This is a genomic window from Imperialibacter sp. (assembly GCF_048007035.1).
Lineage (GTDB): Bacteria > Bacteroidota > Bacteroidia > Cytophagales > Cyclobacteriaceae > Imperialibacter.
The window spans coordinates 615,695-636,363 of record NZ_CP180355.1 but is presented as its reverse complement, the minus strand read 5'-3'; the positions used below and the strand labels follow the sequence as shown (position 1 = coordinate 636,363).

At 47.1% G+C, this 20,669-nt stretch carries 19 protein-coding genes; 2 read left to right on the top strand and 17 right to left on the bottom strand.

Annotated elements, in window-relative coordinates; translation table 11 throughout:
* Positions 1-162: 162 nt before the first annotated feature.
* From ACMVP2_RS02875 to ACMVP2_RS02855, 5 genes are all read right to left on the bottom strand, one after another.
* Positions 163-840: a M15 family metallopeptidase gene (locus tag ACMVP2_RS02875; protein WP_416866635.1), complete on the bottom strand. Its 678-nt coding sequence runs from the start codon at positions 838-840 to the stop codon at positions 163-165.
* Positions 841-928: 88 nt separating this feature from the next.
* Positions 929-2,146: a DUF4249 domain-containing protein gene (locus tag ACMVP2_RS02870; RefSeq protein WP_416866634.1), complete on the bottom strand. Its 1,218-nt coding sequence runs from the start codon at positions 2,144-2,146 to the stop codon at positions 929-931.
* 222 nt (positions 2,147-2,368) lie between these two features.
* Complete coding sequence (locus ACMVP2_RS02865) at positions 2,369-3,277, bottom strand: hypothetical protein (RefSeq protein ID WP_416866633.1); 909 nt, start codon at positions 3,275-3,277, stop codon at positions 2,369-2,371.
* A 442-nt stretch (positions 3,278-3,719) separates the two neighbouring features.
* Complete coding sequence (locus tag ACMVP2_RS02860) at positions 3,720-4,907, bottom strand: DUF4249 domain-containing protein (RefSeq protein WP_416866632.1); 1,188 nt, start codon at positions 4,905-4,907, stop codon at positions 3,720-3,722.
* 226 nt (positions 4,908-5,133) lie between these two features.
* Complete coding sequence (locus tag ACMVP2_RS02855) at positions 5,134-6,699, bottom strand: M81 family metallopeptidase (protein ID WP_416866631.1); 1,566 nt, start codon at positions 6,697-6,699, stop codon at positions 5,134-5,136.
* Positions 6,700-7,130: 431 nt separating this feature from the next.
* On the opposite strand from ACMVP2_RS02855, the gene ACMVP2_RS02850 reads away from it, so the two are divergent.
* Positions 7,131-7,511 carry a DoxX family protein gene (locus tag ACMVP2_RS02850; RefSeq protein WP_416866630.1) on the top strand — a complete coding sequence of 127 codons (381 nt, stop codon included), beginning with the start codon at positions 7,131-7,133 and terminating at the stop codon, positions 7,509-7,511.
* A 110-nt stretch (positions 7,512-7,621) separates the two neighbouring features.
* On the opposite strand, the gene ACMVP2_RS02845 is transcribed toward ACMVP2_RS02850, so the two are convergent.
* From ACMVP2_RS02845 to ACMVP2_RS02790, 12 genes are all read right to left on the bottom strand, one after another.
* The gene (locus ACMVP2_RS02845) at positions 7,622-8,455 is read right to left on the bottom strand and encodes a universal stress protein (RefSeq protein WP_416866629.1); all 834 of its coding nucleotides are present in this window, start codon (positions 8,453-8,455) and stop codon (positions 7,622-7,624) included.
* A 303-nt stretch (positions 8,456-8,758) separates the two neighbouring features.
* A complete protein-coding gene (locus ACMVP2_RS02840) occupies positions 8,759-9,475 on the bottom strand; it encodes an SGNH/GDSL hydrolase family protein (protein WP_416866628.1) in 717 nt (238 codons plus the stop codon).
* Between the two features lie 191 nt (positions 9,476-9,666).
* Complete coding sequence (locus ACMVP2_RS02835) at positions 9,667-10,530, bottom strand: restriction endonuclease (protein WP_416866627.1); 864 nt, start codon at positions 10,528-10,530, stop codon at positions 9,667-9,669.
* Between the two features lie 145 nt (positions 10,531-10,675).
* Positions 10,676-11,377 (bottom strand): endonuclease/exonuclease/phosphatase family protein, encoded by a 702-nt coding sequence (locus ACMVP2_RS02830; RefSeq protein WP_416866626.1) that lies wholly within the window; start codon positions 11,375-11,377, stop codon positions 10,676-10,678.
* 861 nt (positions 11,378-12,238) lie between these two features.
* Complete coding sequence (locus ACMVP2_RS02825) at positions 12,239-12,856, bottom strand: hypothetical protein (RefSeq protein WP_416866625.1); 618 nt, start codon at positions 12,854-12,856, stop codon at positions 12,239-12,241.
* A 252-nt stretch (positions 12,857-13,108) separates the two neighbouring features.
* Entirely contained in the window at positions 13,109-13,540 is a 432-nt protein-coding gene (locus ACMVP2_RS02820; protein ID WP_416866624.1) for a DUF6326 family protein, read from the bottom strand.
* 19 nt (positions 13,541-13,559) lie between these two features.
* The gene (locus tag ACMVP2_RS02815; RefSeq protein ID WP_416866623.1) at positions 13,560-14,027 is read right to left on the bottom strand and encodes a DUF5655 domain-containing protein; all 468 of its coding nucleotides are present in this window, start codon (positions 14,025-14,027) and stop codon (positions 13,560-13,562) included.
* Positions 14,028-14,036: 9 nt separating this feature from the next.
* Positions 14,037-14,630: a peptidylprolyl isomerase gene (locus tag ACMVP2_RS02810; RefSeq protein WP_416866622.1), complete on the bottom strand. Its 594-nt coding sequence runs from the start codon at positions 14,628-14,630 to the stop codon at positions 14,037-14,039.
* Between the two features lie 161 nt (positions 14,631-14,791).
* Positions 14,792-15,547, bottom strand: coding sequence for a hypothetical protein (locus ACMVP2_RS02805; RefSeq protein WP_416866621.1), 756 nt, complete (start codon positions 15,545-15,547; stop codon positions 14,792-14,794).
* Between the two features lies 1 nt (position 15,548).
* Entirely contained in the window at positions 15,549-16,238 is a 690-nt protein-coding gene (locus ACMVP2_RS02800) for a L,D-transpeptidase (RefSeq protein WP_416866620.1), read from the bottom strand.
* A complete protein-coding gene (locus tag ACMVP2_RS02795) occupies positions 16,235-17,338 on the bottom strand; it encodes a L,D-transpeptidase family protein (protein ID WP_416866619.1) in 1,104 nt (367 codons plus the stop codon). The genes ACMVP2_RS02800 and ACMVP2_RS02795 overlap by 4 nt, the downstream gene beginning before the upstream one ends.
* Before the next feature lie 75 nt (positions 17,339-17,413).
* On the bottom strand, positions 17,414-18,016 hold the full coding sequence (locus ACMVP2_RS02790; RefSeq protein ID WP_416866618.1) for a DUF2291 family protein: 603 nt from the start codon (positions 18,014-18,016) through the stop codon (positions 17,414-17,416).
* Between the two features lie 546 nt (positions 18,017-18,562).
* Here ACMVP2_RS02790 and ACMVP2_RS02785 point away from each other — a divergent pair.
* On the top strand, positions 18,563-20,602 hold the full coding sequence (locus ACMVP2_RS02785; RefSeq protein ID WP_416866617.1) for a penicillin acylase family protein: 2,040 nt from the start codon (positions 18,563-18,565) through the stop codon (positions 20,600-20,602).
* The last annotated feature ends 67 nt before the right edge of the window (positions 20,603-20,669 follow it).

The window sequence follows — 20,669 nt, the reverse complement described above, 5'->3', positions numbered from 1 at the left end:
CACTTTGGTAGCACGGAAAGAACAATGTAAAAGTAGCCGTTCGATGCCTAAAAGCACAAAGGATTAACGGAATATGTTATGAGGAGCAAATATCAATGGTAGGTTCGGCCACAGTATGTGCCAGCGGTAATTTCAGGGCCGCCAATATCCCTGGCGCTAAGGTTACTTTAGCTTTTCAAAGGGCACATTGGTGATCCTGTAGCTGCGCCAGTCGTTGAAGTCGAAATGCCACCACTCATACTCATACACTGTAAAGCCTTCTGCTTCCATAGCGGAGCGGAGGAGGTCTCTCATTTGGCGCTGCTTTTCAGTGCCACCGGTATAGTCGGGGTAAGAGCGCTCGGTCATTTCATCATATACTCCCGTCATTTCTATTTCCTGGCCTGTGGCAAGGTCGTACAGGGTCAGGTCGACTGCGCAGCCCCGGTTGTGTCGGGAGCCCTGATTGGGGTCGGCTACGAAGATGCGGTCTTCCACCGGGGTGATGTCCCAAAATATTTTCGTCACACTCCAGGGACGGTAGCCATCGAATACCATCAGTCCGAAGCCTTTTTCCTTCAATGAGGCATTTATCTTGGCAAGTGCCTCTGCCGCTGGCCGCTGTAGAAAGGCTCTGGCCTGGGTATACACTGGTCGGCCTACGAGGTTGTTGTCGGTGGCATAGCGGATGTCGAGTTTGATGGTGGGATCCAGCGAAACAAGCTCCACCAGGTCAGTTTTTTTGAAGTCACCTTTTTCCTTCGGAGGGTTTTTAGGCGAATGGTGGGAGAGGTCAGCTTCCTGAGCGAAAGCAGTTTGAATCAGTAAGCCGCAAAGAAGGAGGAGCAAAAGTCTTTTCATGGTATTAAAGTTAACAGATCAGACGAGATTTGAGGCGGTCAATTTCACATGAGCTCATTTAAACATTAAGAGCGGAGCATTGTGGTGCTTACCAAAAATCTGGTTTGGTGGTGATGCCACCCTGCGTTCTACAATCTCCACAATAATCACGTGCAAAGCTGTAAGCGTAGGGCTTGCCCATTAAATCATAAGCAGCCTCTATTATCATGGCGTTGTCGCTAATGTCTTCGAGAAAGACGCAGGGAGGCTGGAGGGTTGTTCTTGGTATTCTGATATCGCATGTAAACTCCAATTGACATCCTTTGGTAATTGGGGATGCCTGAAGGTCGAGAGGCAATTCACCCTTGTTTATGAAAAAGCGTTCTTCATATACTTCTGCTGCGCTGAAATTTCCGAGGATCATTTCCGAGCTTCCACCGTCTCGGCTTATGTTGCCAATCACCTCACCTGGCAGAGGATCGAAGAATGTCCCTAACCTCTCGGTTACCTGCCTAAGTTGATATAGATAGTCATATTCCTTCGCACTAAGTACTCGTTGCCTGATCAATATGCTATAGCGAACGGATATTTTTGGGGAGTATTTTGGTATAATGGTAAGCTCTTCTCCCTGAATAACGTCTTCGGCAAGTGCTGTTGATGTGCCAAGTAGTATTCTGGTGGAAGGAACCGTGAGGTAGCATATATTGACAGCCTCTTCAGCAGTTCGCTGCACAGGTTGATTGTTTTCAAAGGTGAAACCAGAATTGAAATAAGAACGATACTCGTAGGTCTCTGAATACTCCCAGCTATAGTACCGGGAATTCCCCGTGTCATCGTGAGTGTTTAGCCTTATACTTAGCCCAAGGTTGTCGTTTGAGAGTCCGTAAGTCAGGCTGTCGATGGGAGGAGTGCTTCTCACCGTGACAGGTTCGGAGGTATAGGTTGCACCGGATGCAGTCTGCACTCGCAGGGTATAGGAAGCTGTTTTGTTAACGGGTATGTTTTGCAAAGCATATTTACCCGAGTCCAGTTCCTGCAGGGAGAAACTTTCTCCCTCGGAGGATTCAATCATCACCCGGGCGTTTTTTTCTGGGCTGAAAACGCCACGGGAGGTCAATGGCCTGGAATGTGAAAGAGTGACAATGGCGGTAGAGTCTGTAGCATTGACAAAACCATCTACCACAAAAAGGTCTGCTGTTTCTGCATCGACGGATGGGTTAAATGGATCTGTACAGCTTACTATAACAGGAAATAGAATAGAGATAGAAATAATGCTTTTGCGGAGAACAATGCCAAAGGTTAATTTATATGTCTTTTTTGCTTTCAAAAATATAGTCAATGAATTGGACAATATAACACCTTTGAAAGCTAAAACCATCAGTATGGTTGTTGGAAATTGCTGTAGTTGACGAGTGAATTATTAGGTTTGGCATGCCTGAGTTTTCTCTGGAAAAAGGGAAAGCTTTCCGGCAGGCAGGGAAAGCTCAGCTGAATCATCCTGGCGGTTTTACAATTCCGGGTTCAGGTTGCGAGTAGCTGCGGCTGAAAATTAAAGCCCGTATCGCTTCTTGAAGTTAGCCAGAAGCTCACTGTAGATAGCCTTGTTTGACAATGCGGTGGCCAGTTCGTGCATGCTAAGCGCACCATACGTGTCGCCCTGATACTCGAGATGATAAGCGGTTTCCAATGCGGTAATGGCGGTTTTTATGTCGCAAACATCAACCAGCGCCCGGTTGGGTTTGTCGATGATGATCGTCATGCTGTTCGCCGACTTAAGTCCTTCACCCATTTCACGGACGGTTAATTGGAAACGATTGGACTCACCGCTTTTGCTGTACTGCCGCACGTTCAATTTGTAGGTATTGCCTTTTACCATTTTGGTGCCCAGGAGCTCATTGGCTTCATTCAAAATACTGAGCTGGTATTCATTCGACTGGCTGTTCGGATTTCGGGTCCACCACCTCAAACACACTTCCTGCACCGGACCGACTTTTAGATTAAAGGGCTGTGGATGTGAAAATTGAAGGTAGGGTATGTTGGGGTCGTATATTTCGTGGTGCTGATCTGTTTCAAACAAATGCCGGAGTGTGGGCCTGCTGTCGCCAGAAACACCGTCGTGGTTGTCAAAGTGGTAACCGGGCTTTTCGTAACCAGCTTTTAAATTGAACGGCTCGATGTTAATGGTCGTGTCGCCCTGGAACTCGAAGAAGCTACCCGAATAATGGGCAAGCAGCAAGGTGCCTCCCTTAAGCTGCACTGTATCATCCCAGTTGAGGAAATCATAGGTTTTAAGGGGCTCGTTGCCAGCAAGGGAATAGGCTCCATCAGCGTAGATCACTTCAAAAGGATACAGCACCGTTGATTTTGACTTTTCCACATAGCTGGTGATGTGCGTTTTGGGGCTACATGTAAAAAGCGCCAGTACAAAAAATGTTGTTATGAAACGAGAAGAAATCATTGTCTAATGTTTGAGAAAAAGTTTAATCTACTATCGGCATTGTATCACAACCTGCCCATCAAAGTCTTGCCGTTGTTTTGCAAGAATGAAAAATGCGATACCGAGGTTAAAGTAGCTTAGCCAAGCAGGCAAGGACTCAGGGGTTGCAATCTTTAGCTCAGATTAGAAATGATGATTTACGTGAATATCCGAAAAAACTCCCGGAATGAACAGAAGACATTGATTTAATGAAGGAGGCTTTGGAGAGATTTTGACTAGGAGGCGACCGTCATGCGAGGGACCGCTAAAGATCATATTGTTAATAACGGGCGCTATAAAAACCTGCCAACCTCTTCAAAAATTTAACTGGTGTCGTTGTAGCATTTGCTTCATCATCATGTGGGAGGGTCGTTGTATTTATCGGTTTGCTCGCAAGTTCGAAAGATCTCAGTACGTCCCCGTCTTACCAAAAATCGGGTGGAGTGGTGATACCTCCTTGCAGTCGGCAGTCGGCGCATTGCGCCTTAGTGAATGTATAAGAGGTCGGATTAGTACCACCGGAAAATACACCTATTATTGCTGACTTGCTACTAAGATCCTCAAGGAAGAAGCAAGGAGGGATGAAGTTAGTAAACCTCGGTTGAGTGCTGTCACAAGTGAAACTCAACTGGCAGCCGTCTTTTGATGGAGGCTCTCTGAGGACTTCCGGCAGTTCGTTGAATGTTAGAAAATGCCTTTCCTTAATTATTTCTGAACCACCAAAATAGCCAAGTACCACCGCCTTGTAATCGTTAGCCTGGTGTATATTTCCGACTACCGGTCCCGGTGACCCATCAAAAAGAGTTCCCTGACCTTCAGTTGTTTTTTTTAGAAGGCTGAGGTATTCAAATTCCTGACTACTGAGTACCCGCTGCTCTATTAAAATGCTATATCTCACTGATATTTTGGGCGAATATTTAGGAATGATATTCAACTCCTGCTCGCTGATAATATCCTTTGTCAGATTCTGACTGGTACCTATTAAAACGTCGGTTGACGAAATTGATCTCCAGCATTTGTCAATTCGCTCTTCGGGAGTTCTGATAATTGGTGCCCCGTCAATAAATTTATAGCCCGAGTTAAAAGCTGCATGGTACTCATAGGTTTCTGTATAGCTCCAGGCATAATAGCGGGATTGCCCCGAGTCGTCATGAGTAGTCAGCCTTATACTTAGTCCCATGTTGTCGTTGGTCACGCCAAACGACAGACTGTCTATCGGTGGTGTTGATTTGATACTAACAGTGTCAGAGACATAGTCAGTACCATTCGCCGTCGTGATGTTCAGTCTATAGGTTACTGATTTGTCAATTGGGAGAGAATAGGCGACATAATTGCCCACGGTTTCCTCTTTGAGTGTGAATATATCACCGGCAGAAGAATGTATCGAGACAGCCGCTCCAGGTTCGGCGTAAGAAGTATCAACCTGAGACAACGGCCTGGCTCTTGATAGTTTCACTAATGCAGTTGAGTCACTCGCATTAACGATCCCTTCCACTACCAGAATATCAGTTTGACGTTCGTCGACCGGAGGTTCAAATGGCTCAGTACAGCCGAACAAAACAGGAAGCGAAACGAATAACCAACCAAGACTACGACGAAATACATCGGACATCCGACAGTTTTGCATGGTCTTTTACTAAAATGGATGATATCCAAATTAAGGAATTAATTGATGTTTTTCTCAGTATTTTTTTGTGAAATGGAAGACTTTTGGAAAGGAATATTTTTTTATACCCGTGGCTTTGCTTTTGAAATTAAACAAGACCCCCGATTTGCCAACAAACCGACGCCTGTTTTTTTAACCCATACCTCTTAGTTCATGAGAAGAACTGTGCAACTTACTCCCCCGACAATGGGATCAACTGTGCACTCAAATCAGGATCTTCCATATCCTTATCGAATGGGAACATTGGCCTGTTGATTCGTTTGAACTCCAGCCTTTCGAGGGCCTGATCCACTCCTCCTGGTGTCGTAGCCATGACCCAATCGGCTCGCATGTCGTAGAGCTCTGGCACCAGGTAGCCGATTTTCACCACTACAATGTCTGATGCACGGGGATTGAGCCCCAGGTTGGTAAAGTCGCTTTCCCTGTGGTAGGGCTTACGCTTTTTAGTCACGATCACACTCACGCTGCCGATTTTCACCACGACTTCTGTTTCTGCACTGGCGTCTCCCGTTTCAACGGCGGTTACTGTGCCCGTTAGCTGAATGGGAGGAGAGAAGCGGGCGTCAACCGCTGCCCCTGCTGTGCCGGATACCTTGCCACCTACACCGGCAGCAACTGCTTTCTCCACAAACTCAGGCCCGGGAATGGAGGCGTAGATCAAAGAAGGGCCATCTGCTGACTTGAACTCTGGCCGGGCGAGTATTTGGGCCAGCGTCCAGGTAACGTCACCGGCGCCACCAGCTGTGGGGTTGTCGCCCATGTCGCTGATCATGAAAGGATGCTTGTCGCTGGCAATGGCCATGTCGAGGCTTTCTTTGAGCGTGGCCGTAGGGGCAATAAACTCAAACTCATTTCTTACTTCCCAGAAGGCATTGGCCAGTGACTCGGCTGTGCTGGTGACCTTGGCCTTGTCGTCGCCGGTCACCATCACCACGGCGTGGTTGCGGGGCTCGTCGGCCCAGGCGTAACCAATCCAGATGGCTGCATCTACAATTCCTTCCTGATCCGCCGCTGGAGCTACTTTCGCATACAGACTTTTTCCCGGATCAACCCTTGTGCTGGTCTTTTCCCCCGGCAACAAAATAGGCACTGGAATCCACGCTTTATAAGCAGGTTTTCCTTTGCCACTTTCAATCCTGTCCAGCAGGTTTTCTACTGCCCGCTTGTCCGACTCCCTCGAATCTTCATGTGGTGCCATGCGGTAGCAGGTGATGATATCGCTGTTTTGGGCCAGCGTTTTTGATACGTTGCCATGGAGATCCATTGATGTGGAAATGATGGTTTCGAAGCCTACCACTTCCCGCACCCTGGTGATGAAATCTCCCTCAGGGTCGTCGAGGCCAACCACACTCATGGCGCCGTGGATATCGAAGAAAAGGCCGTCGTAAGGTAGGCTGTCCTTCAGCATGGTCAAGGTTTTACCGACCAATGATTCGTAGGCTTCCCTCGTCACGGCGCCGCCGGGAATGGCGTGAGCCCTGAGGGTGGGGATCCAGTTGGCCCTTTTTCTGTCAAGTGAGTCGGGATTGAGAAACGAGTAGAAAGAAAAGACGTCGTCGCCTACCCTGGCACGAAACATTGCCTCGTCGGTTAGCGCCGGGGAGAAGGTGCTCGACTCAATGGCCAGGCCTGCGATGGCGATGCGGGGAAGGGATTTGGTGTCGTCCGGTTTGTTTTGCTGACTGCATGAGGAAGCGAAGAGGATGGCTGCGAAAAGGAAGACGCTTAGTCTTTTCATAACGGTTGGTTTGGTTGTTTATTCAAAAGTAAGCCGGCTTGCTTTTAAAGCAAAGAGGGATTGTGAGGTGTGGTTCATTTCTTTTCGGAATGATTGGTCGGCGCTATTATTTGGTGTCTTGCGGGAATTGTGGCTTTTTTCGGGCCTTCTGGTACCGATATACCGTCCAGAGGGGACTAGGTTGTGCGGTGAAGAAGCGTTGGTGTACCGATATGCCGTCCCTACGGGATTGGAAGATTGGGTTCGCTAGAATTAACGCACCCGTGATTGCGAAGGAGTCAATTGCAGGGTCTCTTTGAGCCCGTTCATTGAACGACTGCGGCAATCTGTTCATTTCGAAGCGTAACCTTAAAAGACAGACAAACAACCGCATCCTACCCATGAGGGAAGTTGGTCGCACAAGTGTTAAAAGCCGAACAACTCCTCTATTTATGGCAGCATTTATCTCACAGCGGCATGCGCTCTTTGCTTTGCGCATCATGGTCGGCATCATAATGATGGCTCATGGCTTTCAACGGCTCTACTACGACACAGCGGCCGACTTTGGCGGCTACCTCGATTCGCTTGGGCTGATGATAGGCACGCCCATTGCCTGGAGCATTACCCTGTTTGAGCTAGCAGCTGGAGCAACGCTTGCCCTTGGTTTCTTTCAGAAATGGGTCAGCCTGACCTGGCTGCTGGTGATTGTGCCTGGCATTTTTCTGGTGCATTTGCCGAACGGCTGGTATGTAGTGGGCCCGGGCACCGGCGGCGTAGAGTATAGCTGCCTGATTGCGGTTTGTTTGCTGGTGTTGTCGACGGAAAAAAGCTAAGAGCCTCGGCTGATTTTCGATCACCGTGCGCCATGCCCGGTCATTAAAGGGGTTACTCTGTGTTCCGCCACAAGAGTAACCCCTTTAATTCTTGCCTTGCGGATCAACGCCTAATTCATGTTGGCATTGGGCAGTACCAGCAAAGGCACCCTGGTCTTTAGCGTCATGCTACGGGTGTTGCTGCCTTTTAGCAGCGACTCCAAAAAGCCGGTTTTGTGAGGCACCATCACCAGCAAGTCCGCCTGAAATGCCTCTACTCCCTTGACGATGCCTTCGCCAATTTTTGAACTCCCGATAACGCTGTATGAATGATCAACATCCTCCAAAAGGATATCTACAGCGCTGATCATCTCGTCTTCAACGGCCACGGCAGCCCCAGCCTTTGCTTTGGTGTCTACATGGAATACCTGTAGCTCTGCGGCGAACTTCCGGGCAATTTCCTTCATCAAATCAAGGTGGTTGTCCTGATCGAGGCAGGTATGTTCATAGGCATACAGAATTTTTTGTATGCCCTTGAAAGGAACGTCGCTGGGCACTACCAGCACCGGGCAATTCAGTCGCTTGATGGCTGCCGTGGTGGTATTGCCAAATAGCTCGTATTCTATGAGGTTGGTCTCCATGCCCATCACTACGAGGTCGGCGTTGTGATCAGCGACGTATTGCGCCAGTTCACCAATAGTATCACTCGTTTTGCTAACCCCGCTCACTTTCAGTCCGTATTTTTTGGCGGTTTCGTCCGCTAACTTTTGCAAGTCGCTCTTGTTGTGGTCGATCATCTGCTCTATGGCGGTGGGGCTAACCAGGCCGTTGGCAGCATGGGGGCTGAGGTGGTAGGAATTGAAAAGTACCAGATCGGCTTTCACAATCGACGCCAGGTTGGCGGCATATTGAAGTGCGTTGGTGGCGGCGGGTGAATAATCGGTGGCTATAATTATCGTGTTCATGACTGATGTGGTTTGTTGGGTAAATCTGGCATTTATCCACCGGCCACATCATGACCTGCGTCAGCAGTTGAGGTGATTTTTGTGGGTGGGGAGGCATGGGAGCAGTGTCGTGTGAGGCACACGCCAGAACGACAGAGTCCGGGAGTGCCGACATGGCCTGTGAGACACATGCCAAAACAGCACATGGCAGAACAACACTTAGAAGAACACAGGCAGTCCCATTAAAGAGGTTACTCTTGTACGGCAGCATAACGATTAAAGAGGTTACTCTTGTATGGGAGCAGAGAGTAACCTCTTTAATTGCTACGGAAAAGCGAGGAATGCCACCTGTAGCTCGCCCAGCTTTTTGTAGCCCAGGGCGTTCATGTGGATGGGATCGTGGTAGTACAAATCCTTGTTGTAGACGTTGTAGCCGCCCAGCGTAAACTGGTCGAGGTAGGGGATGCCGTGAAGCTCGCAGACCTTCTTTTGCATGTTCACGTGCTCCGCCATGCCCTTTGGATAAAACGGATCATAGGCTCCCCTGTCGTTGAATGCTTTGCTGGAGGTGAAAAAGTAGATGGTAGCCCTGGGGTTGAGCTCGTAAATCTTCTTGATGCAGTAGTTGATGCCGCCTGCCTGGGTGGTGAGCTTTGTTTGGTCGTAGTTGTCAAACTCGGTGTAGTCGGTGTAGGTGCCTACCGCCCGCTTGTTGGTGTAGTCGTTCGTGGAGGCCCACAGGATGTAGATATCGAATACACCGGCTTCATCCACCTGCTGCTGCGGTGACTTGCCCTGCAACGATGAAAACCCAGCGCCCGGCACACCATAGTTGGTGATTTTCATGCCGAGCTGCCTTTCCCATTGTACTTTGGCACTGTCGCTGGGGGGTATCACCGATACCGAACCGCCAAACACCGCCACCGACTTGCCATAGTTGGGTGAGGCTTTGATGGCTGCTGCGTCCATGCTGCTTTGGGCAAAAATGCAGCCCGGCAGTAGGAACAGGAGCACTGCCCAATAATTGATATGCTTTCTCATGGTGGTAGGTGTTTTAGATTGAGCCATCACTTGATTAGTCGACTAATAGGGCTTCAATGTAAGAAAAATGGGGGAGGCTATCGCAGAGGATTGAGTGGTGGGTGATGACTCCACAATAGTTCAAGCGTCCGTGGCTGTTGCACAACCAATTAGTAGGAATAATACAAGACTCAGGCTGCATTAGCGCTGAGCTACAAATTCTTGAACCAGTCAGATTTTATTTTTACTTCTTCAACCATTTCTACCGTAACTCCTAAGCCCAATTCCTTCAGTCTTTCTGCAAATTCATTTCCGTCAATCAAGTCGATTGGAGTTGCCCCGTCTCGTGTTGCTTCTTTTTTTGCTTCTCTCGAAAAGCTTCCGGTTGTAAGTATTAATCCCTTATCTGCTCTTCCACTCATTGCGCCTCTGAAATCTCTGATTACAGAAGAGGAAACCGAACCTTGATAACGTTTGGCTTGGAAAACAACGTGATAAGACAGCACTCCTCCCAGTTTGATAATTCCTTTACCGTCAATTCCTCCGTCATTTGTCCGGCCGGTGACTTCAACATTCACAAATCCTAGCTCCCTTAATAGACGTTGACAAAGCCGCTCAAATTGATCAGGATGAATTCCTCGCATGGTCTCAATTAACGAGTCTTGCCAACTGAATTCTTCTAACTCTTCGGTTTTCTCTTTTAGTTCTGGTTCATCCTTCGACTTAATCTCCTTTTTGGATCGTTCCTCTTTATCTTTTTTGACAACTACTTTTTTGACCTTTTCTTTATCAACCTCTGTCGTGTTTTGGCCTGCCTCGGTCAAAGCCCAAACACCTCTGGCTGAGTTTTCAAGTAGTTCGTACCGTTTTAGGTAATTGCGGGCCCAAGCAAGACGATAAGTAAGTTTTGTAGTGCTTTCTCGATGAATTTCATTAACCGCTGCTTCGGACAGATTAAGGATTGAAATCACCTGTTCCTCAATTTCGCTGACTGCACCCGATCCACCCAAATTTTTCAGAGCCCTTAAGGTCGGATTGAAAAGGTCGTCATATTTAAACTTGAAGAATTTGTCCATAGTGAAAAATCAAATGAGATAAAGGCGCTATTCGTTTTTAACGTCATTCAATCTAATACGAATATCTTAAAATTTATTCTAACGGGGATTCTACGGTAAAAGAGTATTAATTACTTCATACAAAGATGCTTTTTTATTCTCTATTTCAGGTTTCCAAAACCAATGGAACATGATCGCTGATTCTAATCCATTTTTCATGAGGTTCGATCTGAAATTGCTTTGGCGCATGGAAGTCTTCACTTGCAAAGAAATAATCTATGTGGTAAGGCTTGCCCGGGTTCTTTTGAAGGAAGAATGTGGGTGTAAATTCTTTCCCTTGCTCTTCACCTCTCATTAGGTGGTAGAGGCTCAAAATGCCTTTTTTCTGAAGAGTGTTAAGCACATCGGTATGGTTCCACCAGCGATCCCATTCATCCCAGATGGCATTACTGTTGAAGTCCCCGGCGATGATGATCTTATCAAACAATTCGAAATTAGTTTGAAGGTATTTCCAGAATTGCCCGATATATCCAAAGTTGGGAGACTTGTTGCCGTGAGCCCAAACACCCAATAATTGGAATTCTTTGTTTACAACGCAAGGCAAAAAGTATTTCACTGAATGATCTCTGAATGTATTGGGCCAGTCTAGTGGTGTGATCTCAATTTCTGGTTTGGCGAATATGCCCAATCCCTTGTTTTTTGAATCTCCGATCCACAGGTAGTTGCTACTCCACTCCATATAGCCGAAGTGGTTGGATTGAGTAGGGTCTTCACACTCCTGGATAATGTAAATATCCGCATTGAGTTTTGATATATACTCAAACTTTCTTCTAAATGCGCCATTACAGTTCCATGAAACGATTTTCATTTTTGATTAATTCAGCCCAATGAATAATGTCCGAAAAACTTCCTCCATTGTTAATCTATCAATTTACATCAATTCATGGAAGTCGGGGTTCGGCGCAATCCATTTCCATCCCAAAAAAAACCTTTTCAACCATTCTGAAGTGAGGTAACCCACTTCGAAACCGAACTTACCCACTTCAGAGCCGAACTGGTTCAACTTTTTACCGAACCATTTCCCTTCCGAACCGACCCAGTTCACCTTTTTCACGAAACCTTCTGCCTTCCGAACGGAGCCGTCCTCCCATTTTACCGACCCAGTTCAGCTTTTTCACGAAACCTTCTTCCTTCCGAACGGAGCCGTCCTCTCATTTTACCGAACTGGTTCATCTTTTTGTCGAACCCACTTCTTTTTTTGATAGCAGTACGGAGCTATGCAAACCGCAAACGCACAAAAAAGTGCCTTCTACCCCCTCGCAGAGGGGGGTACCCCCCTTCCAGATACCCCCTCCCCCTGATTTTTGTGACAGCTGTCATCTTTTTGGTCACACCTGTTAACTCCGGGCAAATAGCTGTTAGTTTTTTGAGACACGTGTATGCTTTTTGGTGACCTCTTCCACCTCCGAAGCGACAGCTGTTATGTTTTTTGTGACACGTGTATGCTTTTTGCTAATGGCTGTAGGTTGTTTGGTAAGGGCTGTTACTTCCAAGCCGTGGGCTATAGGTTATTTGGTAACAATGTGCTGGAAAATGTGTGAAGACACACATAAGGACGGGATGTAGGGATTAAGCACAAGCCTGCGCTGGCCGGCGGGCGCTTTGCGCCAAGGGGAAGAGGTAAAAGAGGGTTTTCTGGCGCTGATCCCCCATGGTTTAATATTGAATGTTACGGAGCTGTTTCCTTTTTTACTTTAAAGAAATCCATCCAAATTGCGGAACCTTTTGCAGTGATTGGCCCTGCTCTTAGCTTGCTATAGTGTTGAATTGGATATTTGAAAATCTCTGTGTCATCTATAAGAAAGTATGCATCTAAGTCCCTGTAGATAACTGTTAGTTTCTTCAGTTTGGTGTTAATTTGGTTATTGTAGGTTCCTTCTGCCAGAAGTTCACTTGAGGTGATATGATACTCTCCAACATTGTTTAACCGCAATTCAATAAATTCATCATCCTGATCAAGGTTGCCAAAGATGAGCCCATAAAATGCGGAGTCTTCGCTATCTGGCCCGGTTATCGCTAATTCGATTAAAAAATTGTCAGCACTATCAATGTTGAAAGGAGGAGCATTGAACCTGGCACTCGAATCAAGAGATTCAAAGTAATATCTGCCTTGAGATATTTCAGCAAATTGATCTCCATCATCACCTGTCCAAAAAACAGAGTCCGTGTTATTGAAATGATTAAAGTAGACAGTTTTCATATTGCCAATATCCCTTTCATCCTTTTCGTATTGGCTAGTACAGGAGATCACTATACATAAAGAAAAAATGATGATGATTGTTCTCATATGCTCTGTAATATCTCCTCTTCGATCATCCCGTTAATCTACCACCAATTTCCGGAAAATGAACAGGGCTGGTGTGCAAGAAAATGTGTGAAGACACACATAAGGACGGGGTGTAGGGCTTAAGTACACACGGATGCTTTGCGCCTGAGGGGCACTCAGCTGAGTTTGTTGCCAATTTTTGGAAATAGCCAGGCCTCTGGTGATCTGACAGCTCATTCGAAGTTGCACAAGGACGGTCTTGGTAATCGTGAGCTATACTGTCGCTGCCTTGTCTTCTCTGGGCCACGTCCAGGCATAAATGACGATGAATATGGTAATGATGCTTTCCGTAACTGCCAGAAAGACATAGAAGCTGTACCAGGGAGTGATTGAGGTAACGGCTATAAGGAGCATCATCAGCGTGAAAAAAGTCCCAAAAATGATATTGACAATCCTGCTAATAGAGGCTTTAAGAAGAAGGGAGAGGCCAATCATTAGTGCAGGAATAGCCAGCACGACTGAGGCAGTCAGTAATTTTGCAGGAGTGTCTAAAATAGTGTCACCGGTAAGGAGCCCGTTGACTTTGTCGGGCACGTATAGCTCAAAATAGTCACCATATACGTAGCAAAACATGACTGACGCCCACAAGGCCGAGAGTTTGTGTTTCACGTTGATGCTGGGTTCCTGTAGTACTTTTGTAGTCATTGTTTGTGAGGGTTAATTTTCACCAGTAAGATGCTTCCATGAGCATTGGGGTTGCGTCGATATGCCTCAGGCTTTGGCAAGGCTTGCAATCACCCTGCATGAGTCGTCTTTTGATATCGAGGTAGGAGTCTTTTATAAGGGTTTTTATTTCAGCATCATCATGCGATGCCTCTGGTTTTAGCTTAATATGCCGCATTCTTTTTCCGCTACCCTCCAGCAGTCCTCGCCTGTCGGGCAGGTAGGCTCCATAAAAAAAGCCTACGTTCACATGAGATTTGAAAATGTTAACGTAGGCAAACGGCGTTTTGCTCACACAGCCCTGCGGATAGCCGTCATGGAAAATACCCTGGACGTCATCTCCACAGCTTTTGATCTCATTGAACCATTTTACTGCGATTGGCTGCAAGGCGGTTGCTTTGTCGCTCAGCCAATCTTTCATGGTTAAGTCCTGAAAGTCTTTGTCGGTATAGCGAAAAAGCTGTTCCATCTGTTTTTGCTATTCAGTTTTCAGCTCAAACCCGCTTTCCCTGAGCTCTTCTTCAGTCATCTGGATGATGTTCACATCCAGCGGCACCCGATCCAGTGGCGCATCCAGAGAGTCCGTTTCCGTGGTCGCTATTTTGTTGAGCACATCGAGCCCTTTGAATACCTGTCCGAAGATGGTGTAGTCCCCATCGAGCCGTGGAATCCCGTCTTTGCGGTGCACAATATAGAACTGGCAGCCAGCTGACAGCTTTTCGGGGTTGCCGTCTCTGCCAGCCCCCACAGCGCCATACACGTGGTTGTGGGTGGGTTTGATTTCAGGATCAAGCAGGTAAGGCGAATCGCTAAAACCCTCGGGAGTGTCGGGGCAGCCGCCCTGGATGACAAAATTCTCGATCACCCGGTTGAAGCTCAGGCTGTCCCAGTAGTTTTCATTGGCCAGTTTGATGAAGCTTGCCTTGTGGGCGGGGGTGTCGTCGTAGAGCCAAAAGAGCATTTCGCCGTGAGGAGTAATGATTTGGCCCACATCGTAGCGCTTAGCTTCTTTTGGCGATGAGGTGCAGGCCAAGGCAACGATGGCTATTAATAGGGGGAGGTGTCTTTTCATGTTTCGGATAGATTGGACTTGGGTTTGGAAATCTACGTTCATTGCCCGATCAATTTAAGGAACATCACTTGAAATGGCATCAATGTTTGCCTGGTAAACCAACATTGTAGCACCCTCTTTTGATGAGGCGCAATATGCCAGATTGGGGGTAAAGAAGAAAATCAGTAACGTAACACGAGCTTCCCATTTACCGGTAAAGCCCGGTATATAGCTCTTAGGTCGTCGACAGGCATCGAGACCAGGATTTGTACAGGAGAGGTTGACTTACTCAGGTGAAGAAACCTGGATAATGACTCCCCATGGTACCGGCTCCGAATAAATTCATTGAACTGATCTCTTACCTCTGTATCCAGCGGGGTTTTGTCCGTTGCCTGGCTGAAGACAAGGTCAATTTCTCCTGGAAGTTGAATGAGCCAAAAAGCCGGGTTTTGCATGAGTGTGTCTGGCTTGTAGGCGTTCGATGCCGCCTCAATAGTGTCTTTGGGGGCTTGCCTCACCACAACGGGCTCCTTCACAATACTGGCTGTGTCCGTTGAAATGGGAATTATTGGCCCAAACAAGCTCATATACGCTCTGTTGGAGAGGTTCGAAAGCACAGGGTCAAGGTAGTAGGTGTCTGGCTTTATGCGATGGATGATCACACCGTTGATGTACAGTCCAACCATTGAGTCTTTGAGGTCAACGATCAAGTGAATAGAATCCTTCTTGAGGGCTAGCAAACTCCGCTTGAACTGCGCTTCTCTTGTTATTTCTATTAAATCGGGATGACTGTAAATGGAATCATAGGCAGCATCTGAAGTGCTTAGCGCAAATTGCTCGAGTTTTTTCAGACTATTGGCAGGTGCCAGTGCCCTCCAGGTGAGCCAAATGATCCAAAAAATCAACAACGGAATGGAAATAACAAGTCCCTTTTTCATCTTAGAAAATAAAAACTTTTGACCCAATTGCCATCTTCTTGTAAATCAATTCCAGGTTTTCATCGTTTAGCCGCACACAGCCATGAGTAACCGGAAGCCCAAGAAAACGCTGGTACAAGGTGCCGTGGATAAGATAACCCTGACCCAGGCTTAGAGAGTAATCACCAAGTACACCATACTCAAACCTTGACGAATGGTTCGGTGAGGGAACCCGAAGACCTTCTTCCACAAAAGCCCAATCAGGCTTCTTCCATACAGGGGAGGTGTTTTTATTCCGTATTTTGAGCTCTCCCTTCGGTGTTTTAAACATCCATTCCTGGTTGTCGCCGTTTTTTAGAAGCACATAGCTGCCTGTCGAACATTTATCCCTTTTTACTAATTCGGTGTTTTTGTACAGGTAGAACTCATTGCTCGAGGTATTGATTACCATATAAAAGGACTTTGGAACCTTGTTGGAAAGTTGCTTGTCCAGTTGTTGGATATCGGCTGAGATCTTCGCCTTTTCAAGAATAACAGCGCTGGCATCATAGCCTGGAAATTGGCCCTGGGGTTTAAGAGTCATTTTCCTGACTATGTTGGGGTAAAAGAAAAGGAAAAAGATCATCAGCAATAAGACAGAAATAGTGAGAATGACGGTGAACTTCGATGCTCCCCGGATCTTATTCCATTCTGATTTCAAGAAGTCTATCATTTGCCCATTTCCTTTATAGGTGTCAACGACCCAACTATTAAAACCTCAGTACCTACTGAGCACAGTTCAAAAAGTTTGTCAACTTCTTTGTCTCTCAGGGCTATGCATCCTTCTGTCCAGTCAATTCCCTTACCGCCATTGCCATGTATCTCGATCAAGCCTCCTATTTTGGCTTTTGCGTTGACTATGCCTTGCTTCTGATTGTCCTCAAATCGTGCCTTGTCATCCTCGTTCGGGTAGTCCAACAGCAAGGCCCTAAAGTATTTGGTGTCCTTCTCATGCTTCTTTTTTAATACTTTATAAAGCCCCTCCGGTGTTGTCTTGTCTCCCTGAAGCTGCTTGTCGCCCACCCAGTTGGGCCCAAGCTCAACCTCATAGGTAGTCTGAACGCTTCCATTTTTATACACTTTCAGCTCACGGTTATACTTGTCCACGACAAGGAAAATCTTCTTTTCTCTTCCGGAGCGAGCTTTGATCTCTTTCTCTTCCTGAACCCATCTGGGTAGACTGCTGAAATACTCTTCAAGAATGCCCTCCGGATACTGATATACTTTCTGAATCAAAACGTAGGCTGAATCCAGTTTATCAATTGCTTTGAGGTAATTTTCATCTTTGTAAGCAAGGATACCCTCTCCCAGCAATATTCGTCCTTTTGTCCACTCCTGTCTGAGCACAGGGGCCAGGGGTATTTTTTTATAGGTAGCCTCGAAATGCGCTACTGTTTCGTTTAAGTCGGTTATTTGCTGAGCTTGGAGCGTCTTGATCTCTTGTAAGGATTTTTTACTTCTGGAAACTGCTTCCTCAGCATACCTGGTAGACTTCTCAGCATAGTCGATTGAGATATCAAAGGCTCTCTGGAAAAACCATTTTTGGTTTTCCATTTGCCAGTATATCATGGCAGAATCATAATAAACTTTGGCTTGTTGAAAGGGTACATTTGCGTACGCCAGAGATTTCTCCTTCTCAGCAAGAGATATTGCCTCTGTCGCTTTGCGGATAGCTTTTAGTGGTGTCTCCTTTTTTAAATAAATAAAAATTGAAACTGTAGAGACAGTCAATACTATTAAGGCAAGAAATACAAAAAGGAGCCTCCTTTTCATTCTTTGTGGTATAAAAAAGGTTGCATTCTTCCGTTGTGAGGACGAATGCAACCCTGGTTCATCTTGGTAAGAAGATTATTTCTTAGCGCCTTTGTATTTGTCGATGACAGTCTGAAGCTCAGTGTTGATAGAAGTTGCCTTCTCTTTTGCCGCTTTAACTTTGTCAAGGGCTGGCATTAACTCACCTTTTTCAGCTTGGGCTGACGCTTCGCCAATAGTAGTTTCCACAACTGTCAGCTCCTCTTTGATCGCATCTACAGCGGCTGCACCTTCTTTGCCTTTTGGAGCAACAGCAGCCAGTTGACGACCTGTTTCGATCAGCGCCTTAACTTCTTCAGCTAGTGCCGCTACTTGTGTTTTGATCTCCGCCTTACGAGTTTCGGATGCTTGCTTCACAACAGCAGCCTGTTCGGTGATTTTTACAAGCTTCTCTTTTTGTGGTCCGAATTTTTTGAAGAATTTAGAATTCTCAGCTTCGATTTCTGCCATTACTGATTTCAAAGAATCAGAAAGTGCCACGTAACTTTCAGATACGTAAGTATCTGCACCTGAAGCTTTCGCTTCGTTTACTGCTGCTGTTGCAGCATCCGCTTCGACCTGCGGTACTTCCTCGCAACTTGAAAGGAATAAAACGGCAACACCTAGTGTCGCCAGACCGGTCAAAAATTTGTTTTTCATCTTATGGTTTGGATGATTCAGAATTTCCCTTTTTCTGAATTCGGATGCAAAGCTACGCAGCTTTTATCGAGATATTTATGAGGTAAGCAAAAGATATTTTTTGAAAGGTTCTTGATGAGGTATTTTCGGCTCTATTTATAGGGTGATCGGAATTTTGGAGGCTATTGAGAGCGGGTTGCTAAGGTGATGCGGTCGGTTGCATCACCTATCTTCATTTGGGTGGTGTAGTAAAATGTGAACGAAAGATTTGAGCGAGGATAAGTATTCATATTTCCGTTGCGCCGTACCATGAATTACATTCATTCATAGCTCTCAGTTTGTTTGAACAGGGCGTATGCCCTTGGTTTTCTTCCGCTCCATAGCGAAATAAATGATAGATATTATTGTAATAAAAATACCGTTTGAAAACATTTATTACGCATTGGCACCGGGAGCTAGCCAAATAACAAGGGAGAAAAAGAAGTACTGCGGCACATGCCAGAATGGCCAACCGTTTCAAACATTTTGTTGCTACTTTTAGTCTGGAATAGTACGATTCACTAAAACATGAGATACATCATCCTTCCCTTTCTATTTGCTGCCTATGTAGTACAAGCGCAAATCAACCCAGCGAACATCACCATTGCCCGGGATGCTTACGGCGTGCCTCACATTTTTGCGCCGACCGACCCTGAAGTGGCCTATGGCCTGGCCTGGGCTCATGCCGAGGATGATTTTGAAACCATTCAGCAGGTGGCACTTATTAGCAAGGGAATGCTGGGCTCGTACCTTGGAAAGGAGGGAGCAAAGGCTGACTATGCCTTCAAACTGCTCAGGTGCAGGCAGCTGGTGGAGGAGCAGTGGAGCACGATTAGTCCTGAGGTCAAAGCCCTGATTAATGGCTATATCCAGGGGTTAAAAGCCTATGCCGATGCTCACCCCGACGAAGTGCTGAACAAGCATGTGTTTCCGGCCGACGAGAAGGACTATCTGTCGGCGGTGGTATTTTCAGTGGCTGTGTTCAGCGGGGCCGATCGTGCCCTGTCCAACCTCTTTGCAGGCAAGGTGCCCGCCCTTCCTGGCTTCGATTCCCGGGGGTCGAATGCTTTTGCCATACACCCGAGCAAGACCACAACTGGCGAGGCTTTTCTGGCCATTAACGCTCATCAGCCACAGGAGGGGCCAGTAGCTTTTTATGAGGCGCATGTGCAAAGTGAGGAGGGCTGGAACATGCTTGGCGGCGTTTTTCCGGGAGGTTGCGTTATTTTTCACGGCACCAACGAAAACCTGGGCTGGGCGCATACTGTCAATATGTTCGACAAGGTGGATGTGTTTCAGCTGCAAATGAACCCGTCCAACAGCAACGAATACCGGTTTGACGACCAATGGCTGAAACTTGAAAAGCAGAAGGTAAAACTGAAAGTGAAGGGCATTCCTGTTCGGATTGGCAAAAAGGCCTACTGGAGTGTGTATGGCCCCACAGTAAAGGCCGAAAACGGCACTTTTTCTGTGCGGATGCCGGCGCTTATGGATGCCAAAGCCCTGGAGGAGTGGTACAGGATGAACAAAGCCAGGAACTTCTCTGAGTTCTACCAGGCGCTAAGCATGACCAGCCTTCCCATGTTCAATATTGTGTATGCCGACAGGTACGACACCATCTTTTACGTGAGCAATGGCAAGCTGCCCCGCCGCAACCCCGATCCACAGTACGATTGGGGCAGCACTTTACCAGGGAACACTTCGGCCACCCTTTGGACAGCATTCAAAGGCATAGAGGAGTTGCCTCAGTATGTAAATCCGGGGGCGGGATATCTTTTCAACACCAACCACTCTCCATTTCTGGCCTCAGCTCCGGCCGACAACTTGGATACGGCCAACTTCGATCCCAACGATGGCTTCTTCCGCCGCCATAATAACCGCAGTAAGCGGGTAACAGAGATTATGCCCGAGGACAAGCTGGATTACGATACCTTCAAGCGGATCAAATTTGACCAGCAGTTACCGCAGGAGTTGCAGTACGAAATCAATCTTGACGCCTTCTGGACGCTGGACGCAGGTCGGTATCCCGATCTGGCCAATTTGATCAACAGCCTGCAGCAGTGGGACAGGAAAGCCACTGTGGACAGCCGGGGAGCGGCCGTCTTTCTGCTGATGTACTACAAACTTTACAGCAAGTATCGCAACGTTACCGGATTTCTGCCAGAGGAGGAGGCGGTGGCGACTTACCAATATGTGCATGATTATATGATGGAGCATTTCGGCAGCGACACGGTGGCCCTGGGTGACGTGCAGAAGCTGGTGCGGGGTGGTGTGGCATACCCTATCTGGGGCTTGCCCGATGCGCTGACGGCCATTCACTCCCGGCAGCAGGACGACGGCACCCGCAAAGCCGTTTCAGGCGATGCTTATATTGCCCTTGTGCGCTACCCAAAAGAGGGCTTGCCCATCATTGAAACCGTGAACACCTATGGCGCCAGCATGCATCCCGATTCGCCCCACTTCAAAGACCAACTGGAGCGGTTCCAAAATCAGCAGCCCAAACACATGACCCTCGACAAGGACGAGGTGTTGCGCACGGCGGAAAGGGTGTATCATCCGGTGAGGTAGGGGCAGTTCTAAGCTGACTTCCGTGCATTTTTTCGTAAGAAAAAATCATAAAAAAAGCGTACCTGGA